Genomic DNA, 15,457 nt, shown 5'->3' with positions numbered 1-15,457 from the left:
GCCTACCTGTGGCGGAGCACCATCTGCTCCGCCACAGTTCGCATCCCTTCACGCAACGACGAGGGTTCGAGCACCTCGACGTCGGCTCCCAGCCCGATCAACTGTGAGAGCGCGACGGCTTCGCTCTCGAGTTTCAGCCCGGCGCCCACCCATCCGTCGTCGTCCTCGGGTCCCACTTCGACAGCAGCCGCAAGCTCGCCCACCACATCGGGGAGCCGGCGCCTGCCCTCTGGCGACAACCGCACCTGGCAGTCGAAACGAAGCAGCGACCGGTCGAACTCGGCCATCGACGCAGCCCACCACGACGGCAGATCGAAATCCACCGGCCGGGTGAACGAATCATCTTCTACCACCGTATTTTTGATGCGGCCGACTCGAAACGACAGCGTTCGACCGTTCATCCCCGCCACCAGATACCAAACGCCGGCTTTGATGACCAGCCCCAGCGGTTCGACCGTCCGCTCGCGATCGCGGTAGACGAAGCGCAGTCGACGCGAGACGAGCACAGCGGATGTGACGATCGGAAGCGCAGAGATGTCGTCGACGCCGCCGAACCAGCCCGGGACGTCCACCAGGATTCGGTCCTGCCACAAGCGCGCACTCTCGCGCAGCGGACCGGGCAGGATGCGGAGTAGTTTGGCCCCTGCCGAACCGACGGCGTCGGATCGCCCAAGGTCCGCAGCGATGGACGGTACGCCCAACAGCATGAGTGCCGACGTCTCGTCGTCCGTCATGCCGGACAGCTTGGACTGCCAACCGTCGAGCAGATGGATGCCGCCGCCAGGACCGCTCTCGGTCCAGATCGGCACACCGGCAGCCGACAACGAGGCCACGTCGCGGTAGATCGTCCGCACCGATACACCGAACTCGTCGGCCAATTGATCTGCGACGACGCCAGGGCTGCCCTGCAAACGCAACATGAGTTGGAGCAGCCGCGCGGATCTCATGGTGCGAACATTACCGAGAATCACTGACAGAAGTTGTCAGGAATAGGGGTGCACAATGACCGTCATGGTCACCTGGAAGCAATTCTCCGAAGAAGTTCCCACCCTTGCCGACGCGGTTCAAGCGCGGTTCACAGCCCACAAGCATCACGTCCTCGCAACGCTGCGCAAGGACGGTTCCCCGCGGGTCAGCGGCACCGAAGTCGAAATCCTCGACGGACGGTTGGTGCTCGGTTCGATGTTCGGCGCTCTCAAGGCGAAGGACCTCGTCCGTGACGGGCGCTACGCCCTCCACAGCAATCCCGGCGAGCACACGATGGAAGGCGGCGATGCGAAGATCGCCGGAATTGCACGCGAGGTGACCGGCGACGAGTTCGAAGCCGTTCTGGAAAGCTACACCTACGAGGTTCCGAAACCCCTGCACCTCTTTGTCCTCGATATCGACGAGGTGGTGCACACGACCGTCGACGGGGAACACATGTACGTCGACCTCTGGAAGCCGGGCAAGGAGATCACCCGCTTCACCAAGTGACGTTCTTCTCGCAATGCTCGCCGTTGGCACACGATTCCACCTGGACAGTGGCGTGGGAAAGACCGTGACTTTCGAGGACGGTGCGCGCGGATTCCAGAACGTTCGACGAATTCGCGTCACTGGTCAGGTGGACCGTCGCGACATCCATCCCGGTAGTGAGCGTCCAGACGTGCAGGTCGTGGACACCCATCACGCTCGGCAGTGCGGCCAGGTCGGCCTCGACAGCTTCGACGTCGACGTCGGCGGGCGACGCCTGCGTCAGAATGCGAAGCGATGCTGCAGCCAGTTTGATCGCACGCGGCACCACCCACAGCGAGATGAGAACACCGACGACGACGTCCGCCCACGTCCAGTTGAACACCAGGACAAGGCCACCGGCGATCAGAACGCCGACGCTACCGACCGCCTCGGCAAGCACTTCGAGGTACGCGCCACGCACCGCGAGGCTGTCCTTGGAATCGCCGCGCAGCATCAGCATCACGACGATGTTCGCGGCCAGACCGGCGGCAGCAGTGATGATCAGGGCGCCGCCGGGAATCTCGGGTTCGTTTCCGATCCGGCCGATTGCCTCGTAGAAGACCCAGGCCGCAACGGCCAGCAGCATCACCGCGTTGGCCATGGCGGTCAACACCTCGGCGCGGTGCCAACCGAAAGTCCTGGCAGCGGTGGTGCTGCCCTTCTTCGCGAGCAACAACGCTGTCAGTCCCATGGCCATACCCACCACGTCGGTGAGCATGTGACCGGCGTCGGCGAGCAGAGCCAACGAGTTGATCAGGATGCCGACCGTGGCTTCGAGCACGAGGAATGCAACGAGAATCGCAAGCGCGATCGCCATTTTCCTGATGCGTTGCGGTGACGGTCCTACGCCGACCGAATCTGCTGCCGAGTGGCCATGTGTATGACCGTGCCCTGCTCCCATTTGTCCTGTTCCCTCCCAAGTCCTTCTCAGAGCATATGCATACATTCGCATACATACAATGAGTTGCTCAGTGAGCGGGAACCGGCAGAGGTCAGTGATCCGGCTCGTACGCGGGATGAGGCACAGTGGGCGGCAGGGTGGCGATCGACGAGATGCGCTTCATGCCTGCTACCTGCAAGAGGTCGACGACCAGCGAGCGAATCTGGGCGAACACCACGGTCGAGGACAGTCCTGCGTTCTCGACTATCGCCGGTTTCAGCTCCTTTGCGACCGAGCGCAGGACGCGCGCTGCTTCGGCCTGATCAGGCTGCTCCCCCGGCTCCGCCAGGATCATCTCTTTCAGAACTTCGACGGCTTTCGACAAGCGCTCCACCTGAGCTACCAGACGCGGATCGAGGATCTCGTCGTCCCTGACCAACGTCAGCGAACGACGCGCGAGCACTCGAATGTTGCGCATCGCGTTGTCGATGGGATCGGCTGTCGCCATGAGCCTTTCGAGGCGCGGTCGACTGTTCCAGTACAGCGGGGAGATTCGGCTGATCTCGCGCCCGCCGAGAAGGTTGCTGCGCAATCCGTCGATGGCACCTTGAGTTGCGCGCGCCTTCTGCAGCGCCTTCACGATCGGGTCAGGGTCGTTCGCAACAAGCCCGTCTGCCACCAATTGCAGTACCTCGGAAGCGGTTCCGAGAATCGATGCAGCATCCTTGCGTGCGCGTCGTACCGGGTGGGTGGGGATGATCGCGACCACAGCGATGCCCACCAGGCCACCGACCAGGGCATCGATCATGCGATCGGGTCCGCCACTGCCGCCCGGCGGGATCAGCGTCGCCACCAGCACCGCCGAGTTTCCCGCCTGCATGGAGAAAATCGGTCCGCTGTTCAGAAGCACCGCCACGGACATCGCCAGAACAACGACCAAACTGATCTGCCAGGGCCCGCTCCCGATGCCGGAGATGATCAGGTCACCGATTCCGATACCGACCGTGACTCCCGCAACCAACTCGAACGAGCGTCGGAGTCGGGCGCCCAACGACAGACCGAGCGAGACCACGGCGGCAATCGGCGCGAAGAACGGCGCATGGTGCCCGATCACCGTGGTGGCAACCCACCACGCCAATCCGGCCGCCAAGGCACATTGAATGATCGGTAGCGCCGACGTTTGAAGCCGACGCACCGATTTGCGAGCCCGGTCCTTGATACCGGCCCGGCTCGGACGGAAACTGCTAACCGAGGCCAAGCGCTTCGGCGGCGTTGGGATCGCAGTCTTCGAGCAGATCTAGGCAACGCGCGTACTCGTCGGCCTCACCGATCGTCTTCGCGGCCTTGGCCAGTACAGCAACACAACGGAGGAATCCGCGGTTCGGTTCATGGCTGTAGGGCACAGGACCGAAACCCTTCCAACCGTTACGACGCAGTTGGTCGAGTCCGCGGTGGTAGCCGGTACGCGCGTAGGCGTAGGCCGTGATGGTTTCGCCCTTGTCCAGGGCAGCCTCGGCGAGGTAGGCCCACGCGATGGAGGCAGTGGGATGGTCGGCCGCGACCTGGGCCGGGTCAGCGTGGTTGAGCAGTGCCGATTCCGCTTCGTCGTCGCCGGGAAGCAGGGTGGGCTTGGGTCCGAGCAGGTCACCGAATTGGGTCATGCGCTCATTGTGCCCGCTACGCCTTTCTGCCACAGGACCGCCTCGCCGACGGTCGGAGTTATGCAGGCTACATACCGGTCGTTACCCTGACATGGTCATTGCTGCATAAGACCGAAGGGTTACCCGTGCCGGACTCGAAAGACGACAACTCGACAAAGAGCGCAGCCCCGAAGGGTGCGCCCGAGAAGTCGGCCCCGACCGAACCTGCGACTGTGGCGATCCAGAAGGCAGACAAGAACTCGAAGGCCGGCAAGGATTCGAAGGCAGACGGCGACGCCAAGGCCGCTAGTGCGCCAACGGTCGCGATCCCCAAGGCAACTCAGGCTCCCACGGCAACTCCGGCTCCCACGGCAACTCCGGCACCCACAGCAGCCCCGACACCCCAGCCGAAACCGGAGCCCGCCACCGTCGCGATTCCGAAAGCCTCGCAGCCGACACCACCGCCCCGGCAAGCTCCGACCCCACCACAACCGGCGCCGCAGCGCGCCGCGCCTCAACGTGTTGGCGTCGCAGCAACCCCACCTCCGGCCCAGCCGATGCCGACCCGTATCGAGCCCGCCGCGCCGGAGAAGACCAAGCGCAGCGGCAAGGGCTGGTACATCGCGGCAGCAGCGGCCGGCGTGGCCGTCCTCGCGGCAATCGGCGTCGCCGTATTCGTCTCGTCCAACAGCGGTAGCGGTGAAAGCTCACCCGAAGCCCAGGTCCAGACCGCCATCTCGACGTACGTCGACGCTCTGCAGACCGGCGATCTGGCAACGCTGCGAACGTCGACCTGTGGGGCGTTGGGCGAGTACTACCGCACCATTCCCGACACGGCGTTCGCTCAGGTCCACGACAATGCCGTCGCGCAGAAGACGATCCCGCAGGTCGGGGCTGTCGACGCGGTTCGCATCACCGACGACACCGCGATCGCTCAGGTCCAGGCAAGTTTGCCGAGCACGGGCGAGCAGTCATGGCGCACATTCGACCTCGAGCGCCAGGACGGCACGTGGAAGGTCTGCGATCCCAGCAAGTAAGTACCTGAACAGACAATAGGTACCTGAACAGACAATGCGCGCCGGCGAGAATTTCGCCGGCGCGCATTTTGTTCTGTGTAGTTCAGTTGTGAAGCCGATCAGCCTGCCGAGACCGAGCGTCCGGCCGACTTCAGGTCGTTGCACGCCTCGACGACGCGAGCCGTCATGCCTGCTTCGGCCTTCTTGAGGTAGCTGCGCGGGTCGTATGCCTTCTTGTTTCCGACCTCGCCGTCGACCTTGAGGACGCCGTCGTAGTTGGTGAAGAAGTGTCCTGCGATCGGACGGGAGAACGCGTACTGGGTGTCGGTGTCGACGTTCATCTTGACGACGCCGAAGTTCAGCGAGTCCTCGATCTCCGACTTCAGCGATCCCGATCCACCGTGGAAGACGAAGTCGAAGGGCTGCGAACCGGAAGCCAGGCCGAGCTTGGCAGCGGCGACCTTCTGGCCCTCTTCGAGAACCTCGGGCTTGAGCTTGACGTTGCCCGGCTTGTAGACGCCGTGGACGTTGCCGAAGGTGGCAGCGAGCAGGTACTTGCCCTGGTCACCGATGCCCAGAGCGTCGACCGTCTTCTCGAAGTCCTCGCTCGAGGTGTAGAGCTTGTCGTTGATCTCGGCCTCGACGCCGTCTTCTTCGCCGCCGACGACACCGATCTCGACCTCGAGGATGATGCGTGCAGCCTTCGAGAGGGCGAGCAGTTCCTTGGCGATGGCCAGGTTCTCGTCGATCGGGATAGCCGAGCCGTCCCACATGTGCGACTGGAACAGCGGGTTACGACCGGCGTCGACGCGCTCCTGCGAGATCGCGAGCAGCGGACGCACGTAGGTGTCCAGCTTGTCCTTCGGGCAGTGGTCGGTGTGCAGCGCGATGGTGACGTCGTACTTTGCGGCGATCACGTGTGCGAACTCGGCGAGCGCAACAGCGCCGGTGACCATGTCCTTGACGCCCAAACCGGAACCGAACTCGGCGCCGCCCGTCGAGAACTGGATGATGCCGTCACTGCCGGCGTCCGCGAAGCCCTTGATGGCTGCGTTGATGGATTCGGAGCCGACACAGTTGATGGCGGGGAAGGCAAAGGAATGCTCCTTGGCCCGACCAAGCATCTCGGCATAGACCTCGGGAGTTGCGATAGGCACGGCGGGAGTCCTCCATATACGTGTCGTTCGGAGCGCTCGGCGATGTGAAAGCGCTTCGTGTGGTCCTAGCAGTATGGCAAGTCCGACTCGTCACGTCTCTTTGCGGTCTCGGCCACCACACAAGCCCGGTATCAGTCACCGCCGCCGACGCGATGACCTGCGGTGGTGGGAAACACTCAGATTCGGCCGGTACTCTGGCCCCCGTGAATGTGCAGGCAGCAACTGAATCCGTGACGAACCTGGCCTTGCTGCCCGGCTTCCTCGATCCCGTGAACCTCTTGAATTCCTTCGGAACGTGGGTTCTGGTGGGATTGCTTCTGGTGGTCTTCATCGAATCCGGCCTGCTGTTTCCGCTCTTGCCCGGCGATTCGCTCCTCTTCACCGCGGGGCTGATCGCGGCTTCCAAGTCCACCGAGATCGAACCGTTCGCACCTCTGTGGGTGCTCTTGGTGACCATTCCGATCGCCGCGATTCTGGGCGACCAAGTCGGGTTCTACATAGGCGCCAAGGGCGGAACTGCCCTGTTCAAGACGGACGACGCGCGGTTCTTCAAGAAGAAGTACATCGACGAGTCGCACGCCTTCTTCGAAAAGCACGGCCCGATCACCATTATCCTGGCTCGGTTCGTGCCGATCGTGCGTACTTTTGCACCGGTGGTCGCCGGTGCTTCGAAAATGAAGTACTCACTGTTCCTGACCTACAACATCGTCGGCGGCATCCTGTGGGGTGCCGGCGTGACTTTGCTCGGCTACCTCCTGGGGCAGATCGAATTCATCCGCGACAATGTCGACTACATCTTCATCTTGATCGTCCTGGTGTCGGTTCTGCCGATCGTCTTCGAAATCGGGAAGCGAATTCTGGCGTCGAGACGTGGTGAAACGGCGAATACTTCCACTACGGACAATTCGACGGTGACAGTCCCCGAAGACCCCACCCCCTGATTGCAGAACGAGGCGAAGAACTGACGACGATGACGCTCGCATCCGGCAGTTTCTCCCCGCTCGAGACTGCCGGGCCTCTGTTGGTCTGGATCATCGTCGTCACGTTCGTCTTCATCGAGTGCGCGATCATCCTCGGATTGTTTCTGCCCGGTGATTCGCTACTGATCACAGCCGGAATCGTGCTTGCCGGTCACGAATCCGGTGCAGGCCACGTGTGGGCACTGTCGGTTGGCGCGATGATTGCCGCCATTGCCGGTAACCAAGTCGGGTACGTCATCGGCCACCGAACCGGCAATCACATCAAAGCCCGCAAGGGCGGCAAGTACTTCACCGAGAAGAATTTGCACCGCGTCAACATCTTGTTGGAAAAACACGGGTTCTGGGCGGTCCTGATCGCCCGCTGGGTTCCGTGGGTGCGCACCCTGTGCCCGATGGTCGCCGGCGCAGCCAAGATGAACCACACGCGCTACACCATCGCGAGCACCATCGGCGCGATCATCTGGGCGCCGGTGCTCTTGCTGCTCGGTTTCTACGGCGGCTCGTTCCTCGATCGCGTTCCGTGGTTGCTACCCGCCGTGCTGATCGTGATGATGGTCAGCTTGGTCATCGGTACCGCGTTGGGTATCTGGCAGTACCGCAAGGAGATGGCCCGCCCCGCCGAAGACGTCGAGGTCGAAGAAGTCCTCGACTAGAAGCGCACGGCTCAGTGCCCGTGGCTCTGGTCCCACGCCGGCAGCGGGTCCTCGTAGCGCGTCCAGGCCCGCGGCCCTTCGCGTAGTTCGTCATCGGTCAGCAGGGCTGGATCGAGGATTCGTGACGGCGCTGCCGGGTCGAGTTTCACTCCGATGAACACGATCTCCTGCCCCGGTACCTCCGCTGCCGACGCCCACAGTTGAGCCGGTTCGATGACGAGGTTGGGGCCTGCCTGCGACCAGATCGCGGCGAACTCGGGCCGACTCGCGATCCAGCAGAAGCCTTTGCTTCGCAAGAGGCCCGCGAACTGACCGAGCGCAGCCTCGAGCCTGGACGGATGAAAGGGGCGCGAGGCGCGATACGTGACGCTGCGTATTCCGTATTCCTCGGTTTCCGGAGTGTGCCCACCGGCCAGTTCCTCGTCCCAACCGGGTACTTGCGCAGCGAGTTCCGGGTTGTAGAGGCCGGTTTCGAGGACGCGATCGAGGGTGACTTTGCCGTGGTCGGTGCGGATCAGTTGCGCGGTGGGGTTGAGCCTGCGGAGCGTTGCCTCGACGGTTCCCGCCGCCCGCTGGCTCACCAGGTCGGTCTTGTTCAGCAAGATGACGTCGGCGAACTCCACCTGATCGACCAGGAGATCGGAGATGCTGCGTCCGTCCCCCTCCCCGGCTTCGAGGTTGCGCTCGTCCAGTCGCTCGCCTTTTGCCAGCTCGCCGAGGAAGGTCGACGCGTCCACCACGGTCACCATCGTGTCGAGCTTCGCGAGCGAGCCGAGGCTGAAGCCGTCCTCGAATTCCCAGTCGAAGGTGGCTGCCACCGGCATCGGTTCGGAGATGCCGGTGGATTCGATCACCAACTGATCGAATCGCCCCTCTCGGGCCAGAGCGCCGACGGCGTCGATCAGATCCTCACGCAGCGTGCAGCAGATGCATCCGTTGGTCAGCTCGACCAACTTCTCCTCGGTGCGATCGAGGTGGCCCTGGCCTGCGACCAGGGCCGCGTCGATGTTGATCTCGCTCATGTCGTTGACGATGACGGCGACCCGCCGACCGTCGCGATTGGCGAGGATGTGGTTGAGGAGTGTGGTCTTGCCTGCGCCCAGAAATCCGGACAGCACGGTTACCGGTAGCTGCTTCATTCCTTAATGATAACCATTGTCATTATCGACAACGGGAAGCGGGCCTACTGCACTGCGGACGCACTCCCGGAGAACTGGCTCTCGGGCCTCGGCAAACCGAAATGATCGCGAAGCGTCGTACCCGAGTATTCGGTCCGGAACAAACCGCGATCCTGCAGGATCGGAACCACACGCTCGGTGAAGATCTCGAGCCCACCCGGGTAGTACGGCGGCATGACGTTGAATCCGTCAGCAGCACCGCTGGTGAACCACTCCTCGACAGTGTCGGCCACCTGCTCGGCGGTTCCGGCAAATACCCGATGTCCGCGCGCACCCGCCAAACGATGAAGCAGACCCCGAACCGTCGGACGCTCACGCTCGACAATGCCGGCAATCACCTGCAATCTGCTTTGCTTGTTGTCGGTGACATCACCTGCCGCCGCGAACAATTCGACGGGAACCGGCGCATCCAGTTCCAGATTCCGAACATCGGTTCCGGTGAGTGCACCGAGCTGCGCGAGCCCGTACTCCGGCGAAGTCAACTCGTTGAACTCGCGCTCGAGTGCCTTGGCTTGCTCTTCGGTGTCACCGATGAACGGGCTGATTCCGGGCAGAATCTTGACGTGATCGGGGTTGCGTCCGAACTGAGCGGCCCTCGACTTGATGTCGGTGTAGAACGCCTGAGCATCGGAAAGTCTCTGGTGCGCTGTGAAAATCGCCTCCGCGTACTGACCGGCAAACGCGCGACCGTCGTTGGACGCACCGGCCTGCACCAGCACCGGGTATCCCTGCGGCGTTCGCGGTGCGTTGAACGGTCCCCGCACCCGCAGATGCCGGCCGACGTAATTGATCTCGTGAATCTTGCTTCTGTCCGCGTAAATTCCGTTCTCGCGGTCCAGCCTGATCGCGTCGTCCTCCCAGCTGTCCCACAAGCGCACCACCGCGTCGACGAATTCCCGTGCACGCGAGTACCGGTCACCGTGGTCCGGATGCTTGGCCAGTCCGAAGTTGGCTGCTGCCAGGTCGGTGCCGGTGGTGACGATGTTCCACCCCGCGCGTCCGTTGGAGATGTGGTCGAGCGAGGCGAACAGCCGAGCCAGGTTGTACGGCTCGTAGTACGTCGTCGACGCCGTCGCGATCAAACCGATCCGCTCGGTCGCCACTGCGATGGCTGTCAACAAGGTGATCGGCTCCAACGTCCCCGCTGGACCGTGCTCGACGTCGCTGCGCAACGCGGGACCGTCGGCGAAGAAGATTCCGTCGAACTTCGCTGCCTCAGCGGTGCGCGCGATCTCCTGGAAATAGGTGACGTCGAACAGTCGTTCCGGGGTTGTCCACGGATGACGCCATGCCGCTTCGTGATGGCCGGCGGGGTGGATGAACGCGTTGAGGCTCAGTTGGCGCGGAGAATCAGACATGCCTGAATGCTGGCAACTGCCGCCGCCGTCCGACAGGGTTAGGGTTCGCGTGATTCCAACTCAGGGTGGGCAGCTCGGTATCGTCACAAGGGTGAGCCGTGTAGTCGTAGCCGAGTTCGTACCGTCCGAGGACTCGGCACCTGTTCTTCGGCAATGGTGTGAGGTGTTCTCCGAAGGTCAACGCCGGCTCTCCGGAACTGCGCCGACAGCGGCCGCCTTGGCGGACATGATCGAGGCCGAAGGCGATTCGATCGATGTGTGGCGTTGGATCGCACGCGACGCCGACACCGACGAGGTTCTCGGTATCGCCCAGGCACGACGAAATTCAGCCGAAGCCGATCTCGCAGAGTTTCGGATGTACGTGACGCCCCATTCGCAGCGACGAGGAGTAGGACGAGCGCTTTCCGAACTCGTCGAGGTCGACATCACCAGGTTCGGCGTGCGGAGAATCAGGGTCACCGCGCTCGTGGGAAGTGCGGCCGAACACTTCCTGCACAAGTTCGACGGCCATCGTGTGCTGCTTCGACTGGCCAACCAGGTGCAGCACCTCAGCCCTCCCACCGCAGAAAGCGATCGCCCCGGCTATCGAATCGTCAGTTGGCGCAACCGAACCCCCGACGAGCTTGTCCACTCCTTCGCGGAGGCATTGAATCGTCTTCTCGACGCACCGGGAGCCGAACTGCAGATGCCCGAACGTAATTGGGGAGCCGACGAGGTCAGATCCTGGGAACAGAAGATGACGGGTGGCTCTCAGGTACTCCTGGTGTGCTGCGCGGTCGACGGCGTCGGCGAAGTGGCCGCAGCGACAGTAGTGACGGTGGACGAGCACGACTGCACCCACGCTTCGCAGCACGACACCGTAGTACTTCCCCAACATCGCGGGCATGGCCTCGCTCAGTGGGTCAAGGAGCAACAAGCGACTGTGTTGGCAGCTGAATTTCCTTTGCTGCAAAAGATTTACACGACGGTGAACACGGAAAATCACCCGATGCTGACTGTCAATCGGAGCCTGGGATATCAGACTGTTGCGGAGCGGATCCTGGTGGAGATCAGGAGAGTCGAGAGTGCGTCGCACAAGCCTCGGTGACGATCGTCCTCCACAGGCCCGGGTGCGACTGCCAGAAGTTGTGCGCGGCACCGTCGACGACCTCGAAACTACCGTTCGGCACCAGCGCGGCCAGTTGCTGCAACGGCCACGACGGGCGAATGTCGTCGGCTGCCGCGAGAAATGTCATGGGCACGGGTGAGTCGGCCAACTGCCGAAACAGCTGTGGTTCATGAATCCATTCGACGAACGATTCTTGAAGCGATTGCCAGACAACAGGTTCCCAAGGTATCTGCGGGTCCGGCTCGATCCCCGCTTCGTACTGCTTCGACCAGGTCCGGTCCTTGTGGAGGCCGTGCCCCGCGATTCCGACGACGCCGGACACCGATTCCGGACAGTCGAGTGCGTACCGCACTGCCAAGTCGGATCCCCACGAGTGCCCCAGCACAACCCAGCTGTCGATCTCGAAGGTGCGCCGGACCAGTTCGAGGTCCGCAACCGCCTGCGTCATCGAATGAGCGCCGCCACCGGACCGGCCGACTCCGCGCGGCTCAGGGCACCACGCGCGCATTCCTTCAGGGACCAGCTCGTCCTGAGCAAGATAGTGAACGCATCCCGGGCCGCCGGAGAGAACCAGAACGTCCGACCCCGACCCACCGACGTCGATGTGAAGACGAACGCCGTCGGTGTCGATCACGTGCCGGGATTCCATGACGGAAAAGCCTAGCGCTTACGCGGGTATCCAGCCGCCGAGACGACAAATGCCGCTTCCATGAGCATCCACCCACCCACCTGCACCGAGAGGTCTCGCTCGGGGACGCTCGACGAGCGCACCGTTCCGGCGGCAAAGGTGGCGATGTCGCCGGACAGACTCGGCAACTGAGCATCCTTGGTCCAGTCGTGCCCGAACAGCGGCAGACCTTCGATCTGCAGTCTGTTGTTCCAGGCGGCTTCCGCGGAGGACAGAACGATCTGCGCTGCGAGTTCGCGCGCTCGCAGGTCCTCGTGCGTCTCCCAGGACAGGTTCACCACCACGAAGGCGAGGTAGCGGGCCAGGATTGCGTTGAACAATCCGCCGTCGCCTCCGCCGCCGCCCGTGATGACTCCGTACTCGGTCATGCCGTCGTACACGGCGTCGACGAGTTTGTGGACTCGCTCGCGGTGACGCGGCTCGCCCAATCGCGTCGACAACTCGGTTTCCAACCCCAGCGTGACGCCTTGACAGTACGAGTAGATCGCGCGCTCGAGGGTGCCGTCGCGGCGGATACCGTCGAAGATCAGTCCGGAGTCCGGATCCCGCAGTGTCTCGTCGATCCAGTCGGCCGTTGCTTGCGCACGCCAGAGTTTTCCGGTGCGAGCCAGCATGATTCCGGCGGGTCCGTTTGCCGGGGTGTTGTAGAAGTCGGAACCTTTGCACCACGGAATACCGCCGCCGTCGGCCGGGGACCACGAATCGAAGAGTTGCGATTCGAGCGCCTGGACCGCGGTCCGGTGATCGACCGAGAACATGCGTTGAGCACGTTCGAGCGAGAGGCCCAGCCACGCCATGTCGTCGTAGTAGTTGTTGGTCCACGCCGAGACGTTGCGGACCCGCACACTGCGGGCAACCTTCGCCACCCGGCGACGACGCTTGGGCGTCGGGTCACGTTCGAGTGCGTCGATTGCAGTATCGAGCAGGTGCGCCTGCCACCAGTAGTGCCAGGGCTTGAACATCCGCTCGCGCCGAACTGCAGGCCAGGCAACCACGCCGAGTGCTGTCCGGGGCATCCCCCACAGGCGCCGAAGGTGACGACTGACTATCGCGCCCTCAGCCGCATCGGCCCGCTCTGCCCACACTTCCTGCATAACTACCTATCCTGTCTGGTCGAGCCGCTACGCGCTAGCCGGAATACGAGAGCGAGATCAGCGGGAATCGGCGAGATCGGCATGCTCACGAACCCACGCGTGCATCGCGATACCGGCCGCGACTCCAGCGTTGATGCTGCGGGTCGACCCGAATTGCGCGATCGAGACCGTCATGGACGCAACCTCTTTCGCATGATCGGTCACTCCGGGGCCTTCTTGACCGAACAGCAGGATGCACTCTCGCGGCAGGCTTGCCGTTTCCAGCGGCACCGACCCCGGAGTGTTGTCGACGGCCACGATCGTGAGTGAATTCTCACGGGCGTACTCGACGAGTTCGCCGATGTCGGCGTGGTGAACGATGTGCTGGTATCGATCGGTCACCATGGCGCCCCGCCGATTCCAGCGCCGACGCCCCAAGATGTGGACGGCGGCTGCGGCAAACGCGTTGGCCGTGCGGACTACCGTGCCGATGTTGGCGTCGTGCGCGAAGTTCTCGATGGCGACATGCATCGTGTGACGGCGCGAGTCGATGTCCTCGACTATCGCTTCCCGCGTCCAGTACCGGTACTCGTCCAAGACGTTTCGACGATCACCCTCGGCCAGCAGTACCGGGTCGTAGCGCTCGTCGGTCGGCGGTTCCGTGTCGTGTTCCTCGGCCCACGGTCCGACACCGTTGGGATTCTCGCCCCACTCGGTGGGTCCCGGTTCACCGACCCCGCCGGAGACGTCGTCGGCTGCGACTTCGGTCATCAGAACACCTCGTTGGAATCTGCAGCCACGGTGAAGCCGTGCGTGGTCTGATCGTTGACACACGAGACGTCTGTCGCGGTGGTCGTGCAGGTGAAACCCAGTTTGCTCAGCGGTTGACCGGCGGCCAACACCGGATCGGCGTCGGGGCCGCCGGAGGTGTACACCTCACCGCCCGAACACATGAAAGCACCCTCACCCTCGTCGGTGACGCGAATGCCGTTGCCCCAGTTGACCATGCAGCTTTCCGGCCGCGGCGGGACCGGGGTGGTCGTTCCCTCGCACCCGGCTTCGATTCTGGTGGGCAACTTGATGATGCCGCACTGGAAGTTACCGTCGGGATTGGTGAAGTAGTACGACTCGTTGCGCTCGAACTGCACGTCCGTGAGCGTCGTCGTCGGCGGCAGCGTCGTGGTCGGCGGTTCGGTGGTCGTGGTGACGACGGGCGCGACGGTGGTTGTTGTCGTCGGTGTCGCGGTCGTGGTGGTCGAACTGGGCTGCGCCGCTACGGTCGGTGCCGAATCCGCCTCCCCGCCGCACCCTGCGAGCACGAGCGCCGATCCGACGCCCAACAACACGAACCCCACCCGAACACGAACCACCCGACTACCTCCACACACGTCACCTTGGCCCAGCAACAGCCGACAGTGCACTCTATCGTGCGGCCGACTAAGTGCTGGTGACGCGCTTGTTCATCAGCCGTGAGAGCCACGCGGGCGAGAACCGCGACGCACTGAGGAAGAGCTTCGCCTGAGTTCCGACCGGGTAGTGAACCTTGTGTACGCGACCAACGCCGCGTGTGGCCGTCCACAGCTCCTGCGCGACGTCGGTGGCAGTCAGCTTGATACCCAGAGATCTGGTGGCACCGGTGTCCATTCCGGTGACCATCGCGGTCTGGACGAACAACGGCCAGAGCGCTAGTACGCGGATGTCGTGCTGTGCCCATTCCAAATCGAGCGCCTCGGTCAGGCCGCGAATCGCGAACTTGGTTGCGCCGTACGTCGCGAGTTCGGGTTGGCCGTAGATCGCCGACGCGGAGCACAGATTGACTACCTGCGCCCCGGCGGTATCACGGAGGTACGGGAAAGCCGTGTGCGTGCCGTTGAGCGTGCCGGTGATGTTGATGTCGACCATTCGGCGATGCGCCGCAAGAGAAATATCCTCGAACCGTCCCGAGGAGAGCACGCCCGCGTTGTTGATCAGGATGTCCAGACGCCCTGACTCCCCGGCAAAATCGGCCAGACACCGCGCCCATCCGGCCGGATCGGTGACGTCCAGGACACCCGTCACGACGCTGCCGCCGAAGCCGTCGATCTCGGCCTTCACAGAGGCAAGGCCGGCGTCGTCGATGTCGAATGCGCCGACACGGTATCCGTTGCGCGCGAACAACAGCGACGTCTCCCGCCCGATTCCAGCCGCAGCACCGGTGATGAAGACGTTCGGTTCGCTCATCCGGTCAGGCTA

General features: G+C 63.3%; 17 protein-coding genes. 5 read left to right on the top strand and 12 right to left on the bottom strand.

The window, feature by feature from the left end; all coding sequences use genetic code 11:
• Window positions 1–2 precede the first annotated feature (2 nt).
• Complete coding sequence (locus G8767_RS15160) at window positions 3–947, bottom strand: WYL domain-containing protein (protein WP_166810607.1); 945 nt, start codon at window positions 945–947, stop codon at window positions 3–5.
• A 64-nt stretch (window positions 948–1,011) separates the two neighbouring features.
• Between G8767_RS15160 and G8767_RS15155 the strand changes: the two genes are divergently transcribed.
• Window positions 1,012–1,476, top strand: coding sequence for a pyridoxamine 5'-phosphate oxidase family protein (locus G8767_RS15155; RefSeq protein WP_172436671.1), 465 nt, complete (start codon window positions 1,012–1,014; stop codon window positions 1,474–1,476).
• On the opposite strand, the gene G8767_RS15150 is transcribed toward G8767_RS15155, so the two are convergent.
• The 3 genes from G8767_RS15150 to G8767_RS15140 form a co-directional block, all read right to left on the bottom strand.
• Window positions 1,466–2,395 (bottom strand): cation diffusion facilitator family transporter, encoded by a 930-nt coding sequence (locus tag G8767_RS15150; protein WP_166810606.1) that lies wholly within the window; start codon window positions 2,393–2,395, stop codon window positions 1,466–1,468. The two genes, G8767_RS15155 and G8767_RS15150, sit on opposite strands and share 11 nt — an antisense overlap.
• A 91-nt stretch (window positions 2,396–2,486) precedes the next feature.
• Window positions 2,487–3,632, bottom strand: coding sequence for an FUSC family protein (locus G8767_RS15145; RefSeq protein WP_124567310.1), 1,146 nt, complete (start codon window positions 3,630–3,632; stop codon window positions 2,487–2,489).
• Complete coding sequence (locus tag G8767_RS15140) at window positions 3,619–4,035, bottom strand: DUF3151 domain-containing protein (protein WP_003944361.1); 417 nt, start codon at window positions 4,033–4,035, stop codon at window positions 3,619–3,621. The genes G8767_RS15145 and G8767_RS15140 overlap by 14 nt, the downstream gene beginning before the upstream one ends.
• Window positions 4,036–4,160: 125 nt before the next feature.
• Between G8767_RS15140 and G8767_RS36555 the strand changes: the two genes are divergently transcribed.
• Complete coding sequence (locus G8767_RS36555) at window positions 4,161–5,051, top strand: nuclear transport factor 2 family protein (protein ID WP_166810605.1); 891 nt, start codon at window positions 4,161–4,163, stop codon at window positions 5,049–5,051.
• A 98-nt stretch (window positions 5,052–5,149) separates the two neighbouring features.
• On the opposite strand, the gene fbaA is transcribed toward G8767_RS36555, so the two are convergent.
• Window positions 5,150–6,187: a class II fructose-bisphosphate aldolase gene (fbaA, locus tag G8767_RS15130; RefSeq protein ID WP_095972438.1), complete on the bottom strand. Its 1,038-nt coding sequence runs from the start codon at window positions 6,185–6,187 to the stop codon at window positions 5,150–5,152.
• A 203-nt stretch (window positions 6,188–6,390) separates the two neighbouring features.
• Between fbaA and G8767_RS15125 the strand changes: the two genes are divergently transcribed.
• The gene (locus G8767_RS15125; protein WP_003944390.1) at window positions 6,391–7,128 is read left to right on the top strand and encodes a VTT domain-containing protein; all 738 of its coding nucleotides are present in this window, start codon (window positions 6,391–6,393) and stop codon (window positions 7,126–7,128) included.
• 29 nt (window positions 7,129–7,157) lie between these two features.
• Window positions 7,158–7,820: a DedA family protein gene (locus tag G8767_RS15120; protein ID WP_003944306.1), complete on the top strand. Its 663-nt coding sequence runs from the start codon at window positions 7,158–7,160 to the stop codon at window positions 7,818–7,820.
• 11 nt (window positions 7,821–7,831) lie between these two features.
• Here G8767_RS15120 and G8767_RS15115 read toward each other — a convergent pair whose 3' ends face one another.
• Entirely contained in the window at window positions 7,832–8,959 is a 1,128-nt protein-coding gene (locus G8767_RS15115) for a GTP-binding protein (protein WP_166810604.1), read from the bottom strand.
• 44 nt (window positions 8,960–9,003) lie between these two features.
• On the bottom strand, window positions 9,004–10,356 hold the full coding sequence (locus G8767_RS15110) for an LLM class flavin-dependent oxidoreductase (RefSeq protein WP_166810603.1): 1,353 nt from the start codon (window positions 10,354–10,356) through the stop codon (window positions 9,004–9,006).
• A 91-nt stretch (window positions 10,357–10,447) separates the two neighbouring features.
• Between G8767_RS15110 and G8767_RS15105 the strand changes: the two genes are divergently transcribed.
• Window positions 10,448–11,443, top strand: coding sequence for a GNAT family N-acetyltransferase (locus G8767_RS15105; protein ID WP_346842995.1), 996 nt, complete (start codon window positions 10,448–10,450; stop codon window positions 11,441–11,443).
• On the opposite strand, the gene G8767_RS15100 is transcribed toward G8767_RS15105, so the two are convergent.
• The 5 genes from G8767_RS15100 to G8767_RS15080 form a co-directional block, all read right to left on the bottom strand.
• The gene (locus G8767_RS15100; RefSeq protein WP_166810601.1) at window positions 11,406–12,113 is read right to left on the bottom strand and encodes an alpha/beta hydrolase; all 708 of its coding nucleotides are present in this window, start codon (window positions 12,111–12,113) and stop codon (window positions 11,406–11,408) included. The genes G8767_RS15105 and G8767_RS15100 overlap by 38 nt on opposite strands.
• An 11-nt stretch (window positions 12,114–12,124) precedes the next feature.
• On the bottom strand, window positions 12,125–13,246 hold the full coding sequence (locus tag G8767_RS15095; RefSeq protein WP_003944321.1) for a glycoside hydrolase family 76 protein: 1,122 nt from the start codon (window positions 13,244–13,246) through the stop codon (window positions 12,125–12,127).
• Window positions 13,247–13,303: 57 nt separating this feature from the next.
• On the bottom strand, window positions 13,304–13,996 hold the full coding sequence (locus G8767_RS15090) for an RNA methyltransferase (RefSeq protein WP_166810600.1): 693 nt from the start codon (window positions 13,994–13,996) through the stop codon (window positions 13,304–13,306).
• Window positions 13,996–14,595 (bottom strand): DUF6636 domain-containing protein, encoded by a 600-nt coding sequence (locus G8767_RS15085; protein ID WP_166810599.1) that lies wholly within the window; start codon window positions 14,593–14,595, stop codon window positions 13,996–13,998. The genes G8767_RS15090 and G8767_RS15085 overlap by 1 nt, the downstream gene beginning before the upstream one ends.
• A 67-nt stretch (window positions 14,596–14,662) precedes the next feature.
• Window positions 14,663–15,445, bottom strand: a complete 783-nt coding sequence (locus G8767_RS15080) for an SDR family oxidoreductase (protein WP_166810598.1) — start codon at window positions 15,443–15,445, stop codon at window positions 14,663–14,665.
• Window positions 15,446–15,457 lie beyond the last annotated feature (12 nt).

The organism is Rhodococcus sp. IC4_135, assembly GCF_011602025.1.
Taxonomy (GTDB): domain Bacteria; phylum Actinomycetota; class Actinomycetes; order Mycobacteriales; family Mycobacteriaceae; genus Rhodococcus_F; species Rhodococcus_F baikonurensis.
The sequence above is the reverse complement of the archived record's forward strand: the minus strand, read 5'-3'. Positions and strand labels throughout refer to the sequence as shown.